The 372-nt window shown below is 66.4% G+C and carries 1 pseudogene; it reads right to left on the reverse strand.

The features are described 5' to 3' along the window. Positions 1-372, reverse strand: a pseudogene (locus M0638_RS28630) (DDE-type integrase/transposase/recombinase); the annotation flags it as partial.

Raw genomic sequence — 372 nt, forward strand, 5'->3', positions numbered from 1 at the left:
AGAAGACCTCGATGTAGTCGAACACCGCTGCCCTGGCCTCCTCGCGGGTACGGAACCGGGCCTGATGGACGCGCTCCTTCTTGAGCGAAGCGAAGAAGCTCTCCATGGGCGCGTTGTCCAGGCAGTTGCCGCGTCGGCTCATGGACTGCTCGATGCCCTGCCGCTCCAGCACGCGGCGGTAGTCGGTGGAAGCATATTGAACCCCGCGGTCGCTGTGCAGGATCAGGCCCCTGGCAGGGTGGCAGCGCTGCAAGGCCATGACCAGGGCGCCGATGCAGGAGGTGGTCGGCCATGGACCAGCCGACGATCTGGCGCGTGGCCATGTCCTTGATCGCGGCCAGGTACAGCCAGCCCTCGTCGGTGGGCAGGTAG

Source organism: Roseomonas acroporae (assembly GCF_023223525.1).
Lineage (GTDB): Bacteria > Pseudomonadota > Alphaproteobacteria > Acetobacterales > Acetobacteraceae > Roseomonas_E > Roseomonas_E acroporae.